1 protein-coding gene is annotated in these 4393 nt (G+C 75.3%); it reads right to left on the bottom strand.

From position 1 onward, the window contains the following. The coding region (locus ACF07V_RS38745; RefSeq protein ID WP_392160903.1) for a type I polyketide synthase at window positions 1-4393 on the bottom strand (4393 nt) is incomplete at both ends.

Genomic DNA, 4393 nt, shown 5'->3' with positions numbered 1-4393 from the left:
ACGCGTCGATCACGCGGGCGAACTCCGGAGAGGAGTCGAGGAGGGCGGTGGCCATGCCGACCCACTGCGAACCCTGCCCCGGGAACACGAACACGACGGGAGCTCCCGACGTACGGCCCGGCTTCGCGCCGGAGACCGGCGCCGTCACGCCCTCGACCTCCCGGGACGCCAGGGCGTCCAGGCCGGCGAGCAGCCCGTCACGGCCGTCGGCGCCGGGCAGCACGGCCCGCGCCTCGAAGCCGGAGCGCCCGGTGGCGAGGGAGAGCGCCACATCGGCCTGGCCGAGCTCCGGCCGTTCCCGTACGTACGAGGCCAGCCGCTCGGCGGCGTGGGCCAGTGCGTCCGCCGTACGTGCCGACACGAGCCACGGCAGGCCCGCGCCGTCCAAGCGGTCCTCGTCGGCCGGGACTTCGGCCGATTCCTCGGTGGGGGCTTCCGCCAGGATGACGTGGGCGTTGGTGCCGCTGATGCCGAAGGAGGAGACACCGGCACGCCGGACCTTGCCGTCGGTGGCGGGCCACGGACGGGGCTCGGTCAGCACCTCGACGCCGCCGCTCTCCCAGTCGACCAGCTCACTCGGCCTGCCGACGTTGAGGGAGGCGGGGAGTTCGCCGTGGCGCAGGGCCATGACCATCTTGATGATGCCGCCGACACCAGCGGCGGCCTGCGCGTGGCCGAGGTTGGACTTGAGCGAGCCGAGCATGAGCGGCACGCCGTCGCGCTCGCTGCCGTAGGTCGCGAGGAGGGCCTGCGCCTCGATCGGGTCGCCGAGCACCGTGCCCGTACCGTGCGCCTCGACGGCGTCGACACCGGCGAAGGTGACACCGGCGTCCTGCACGGCGGCCCGGATCACCCGCTCCTGCGCCGGACCGCTGGGGGCGGTGAGGCCGTTCGATGCGCCGTCCTGGTTGACGGCGGATCCCGCCACCACGGCCAGGACCTCGTGGCCCAGGCGCCGGGCGTCCGACAGCCGCTCCACGACCAGGACACCGACGCCCTCGGCCCAGGCCGTGCCGTCCGCGTCCGCCGAGAACGACTTGCACCGGCCGTCGGCCGCGAGGCCCCGCTGCCGCGAGAACTCGATGAAGGTGTTGGGCGTGGACATCACGGCGGCGCCGCCCGCGAGGGCGAGCGAGCACTCGCCCGACCGCAGGGCGCGGACCGCGAGGTGGAGCGCGACCAGCGACGACGAGCATGCCGTGTCGACCGTCAGGGCCGGGCCCTGCAGACCGAGGGTGTAGGCGACGCGGCCCGTGGCCACACTGCCGGCGGTGCCGGTCAGGAAGTGGCCCTCGGCCTCCTCCGGAAGCCGGCCGCCACCGCCGTAGTCGTGGTACATCACCCCGGCGAACACCCCGGTGTCACTGCCGTACAGCGAGCCGGGCGTGATGCCGGCCCGCTCCAGGGCCTCCCACGACACTTCGAGGAGCAGCCGCTGCTGCGGGTCCATCGCGAGGGCCTCGCGCGGCGAGATCCCGAAGAAGGCGGGGTCGAACCCGGCGGCCTCGTGGAGGAACCCGCCGTGCCGTACGTACGAGGTGCCCGAGTGGTCCGGGTCGGGGTGGTAGAGGCCGTCCAGGTCCCAGCCGCGGTCGGCCGGGAACTCCGAGATCACATCGCGCTGTTCGGCGACGAGCCGCCACAGCGCCTCGGGCGAGTCCACCCCGCCGGGGAAGCGGCAGCCCATGCCGACGATCACGATCGGGTCGTCGTCCGTCCGCGGGGCGACGGCCACGACGGGCTGCGCGGGGGCGCTCTCGGCGCGTTCCCGCGCGAGCGCGAGCGTGAAGTCGACGACGGCGGCCGGCGTGGGGTGGTCGAAGACCAGCGTGGCCGGGAGGCGCAGGCCCGTCGCGGAGTTGAGGCGATTGCGCAGCTGCACCGCGAGCAGCGAGTCGATGCCGAAGCTCTTGAACGGCTGGTCCGGGTCGATCCCGTCCGTCGACTCGCTCCCGATGACCGCGGCGAGCTGGGCGCGGACGACGTCGAGCAGCAGACGGCGGCCCTCGTCCTCGGACATCCGGCCGAGCCTGCGGCGCAGGCCGGACTCGCCGGCGCGCCGCTGGGGGACCCGTACGAGGGAGCGGAGCAGCGGGGACAGGGTTCCGGCGAGGGCGTCGGTCCGCAGCGAGGCCGGGTCGAGACGGGCCGGTACGAGGGCGGGCCGGTCGTCGGCGAGCGCCCGGTCGAGGAGTTCGAGGCCGTGCTCGGTGGAGAGCGGCGCGATGCCGCGCGTAGAGAGGGTGTCCTCGTCCAAGTGGCCGGTCAGGCCGGTGCGTTCGGCCCACAGGCCCCAGGCGAGCGAGGTCGCGGATCGGCCCGCGGCCCGGCGGCGCGCGGCGAGCGCGTCGAGGAAGACGTTGCCGGCGGCGTAGTTGGCCTGGCCCGGGTTGCCGAGCACGCCCGCCACCGAGGAGAACAGGACGAAGGCCGCGAGGTCGTGGCCGGCGGTCAGCTCGTCGAGGTGCGCGGCGGCGTCCACCTTGGGCCGGAGCACCGCCGCGAGCCGGTCCGCCGTCAGGGACTCGACGACACCGTCGTCGAGCAGACCCGCGGTGTGGACGACGGCGGTGAGCCGTACGCCGTCGAGGAGCCGGGCGAGCGCCTCGCGGTCGGCGGTGTCGCAGGCCGCGAGGGTGACCTCGGCACCCAACCCGGTGAGCTCGGCGGCGAGTTCGTCCGCTCCGGGAGCGTCGGCGCCGCGGCGGCTGACCAGGAGCAGGCGGCGGGCGCCGTGCCCGGTGACCAGGTGCCGGGCGACCGCGGCGCCGAGCACGCCGGTTCCGCCGGTCACGAGCACGGTGCCGTCCGGGTCGAGCGGGGTGGCGCCGGTCAGGTCGGCGGCGGGCGTGTGCCGGACCAGCCGGGGGGCGAGGAGCGCGCCCGACCGCAGGGCGAGCTGCGGCTCGGTGAGCACGGCCCCGGGCACGGTCCGGGCGTCGTGCGCCTCGTCCGAGTCCAACAGGGCGAAACGCTCGGGGTGTTCGGACTGGGCGGTCCTGATCAGGCCCCACACGGTGGCCTGGGCCGGGTTGTCGACCTCGGGGCCCGCGGCGCCGTCGGTCAGTACCAGCAGACGGGCGCCGGCGAAGCGGGCGTCGGCCAGCCACTCCTGGACCAGTTCGAGCGCCCAGCGCGCCGCCCGATGGGCGGACTCGGCGAGAACGGTTCCCGTCGTTCCGGAGTCCTGCGAGGTGTCCGGACATCGGTCGGTGACGGGACATCGCACGGCGACGATCTGCGGCACCGCGTCCGGTACGTCGGCCAGGTCCGCGACCAGGCAGACGTCGGTGTCGGCCGTGGCGGTGGGGACCGGCTGCCACTCGACACGGAAGAGCGCGTCGGTGCCCCGCCCGGCGGCCAGGTCGGCGGTGAACGGCCGCATCGTGACGGACTCGGCGGACAGCACGGGCTTGCCCGAGGCGTCGGTGACGCGCAGGGCCACCCCGTCGCCCCGCGGGCTCAGCCGCACCCGCAGGGCGTCGGCGCCCTCGGTGTAGCGGCTGACGCCGGACCAGGAGAAGGGCAGGACGGTGCCGCCGTCCTCGCGGAGCAGACCGACCGCGTGCAGGGCCGCGTCGAGGGCCGCCGGGTGCACGCCGAAGGCCGTGGCGTCCAGCTCGGCGGGCAGGCCGACCTCGGCGTAGACGTCGCGGCCGGAGCGCCACGCGGCGCGCAGGCCCTGGAAGGCCGGGCCGTAGTCGTAGCCCGCCTCCGAGAGGGTGTCGTAGCGGCTCTCGACGTCGATCTCCCGGGCGCCGGGCGGCGGCCACTCGACGAGGTCGAAGTCCGCGCCCTCGTCGTCGAGTTCGAGCGTCGCCGCGGCGTGCCGCGTCCACGGGGCGCCTGCGTCGGCGTCCTGCGGCCGGGAGTGCACGGCCAGCTCGCGCTGCCCGTTGGCGGCCGGCGGTTCGACGGTCACCCGCAGCTGTACGGCTTCGTCGGCCGGGAGCAGCAGCGGAGCCTGGAGGGTCAGCTCGGCGAGCCGTCGCCAGCCCATCCGCGCGCCCACGGCCATCGCGAGTTCGAGGAACGCGGTGCCGGGCAGTAGGACGGTGCCCTGCACGGCGTGGTCGGCGAGCCACGGCTGCGTGTCGAGCGCGAGGCGGCCCGTGTAGACCAGCCGGTCCTCCTCGACCAGCTCGACGACGGCGCCGAGCAGCGGGTGCCCGGCCGAGGCCAGACCGAGACCGCGCGCGTCGGTGGAGGCGGGTTCGGCCTCCAGCCAGTAGCGCTGGCGCTGGAAGGGGTAGGAGGGCAGCTCGACGGCGTGGGCGCGATAGGGCTGGAGGACGGTCGGCCAGTCGACGGTGACGCCGTGGGACCAGGCTTCGGCGGCGGACTGGACGAAGCGTTCCAGGCTGCCGGTGTTGCGGTGGAGGGTGCCGACGAC

This window comes from Streptomyces sp. NPDC015661 (assembly GCF_043077765.1).
In the GTDB taxonomy this organism is placed as follows: Bacteria; Actinomycetota; Actinomycetes; order Streptomycetales; family Streptomycetaceae; genus Streptomyces.
The sequence above is the reverse complement of the archived record's forward strand: the minus strand, read 5'-3'. Positions and strand labels throughout refer to the sequence as shown.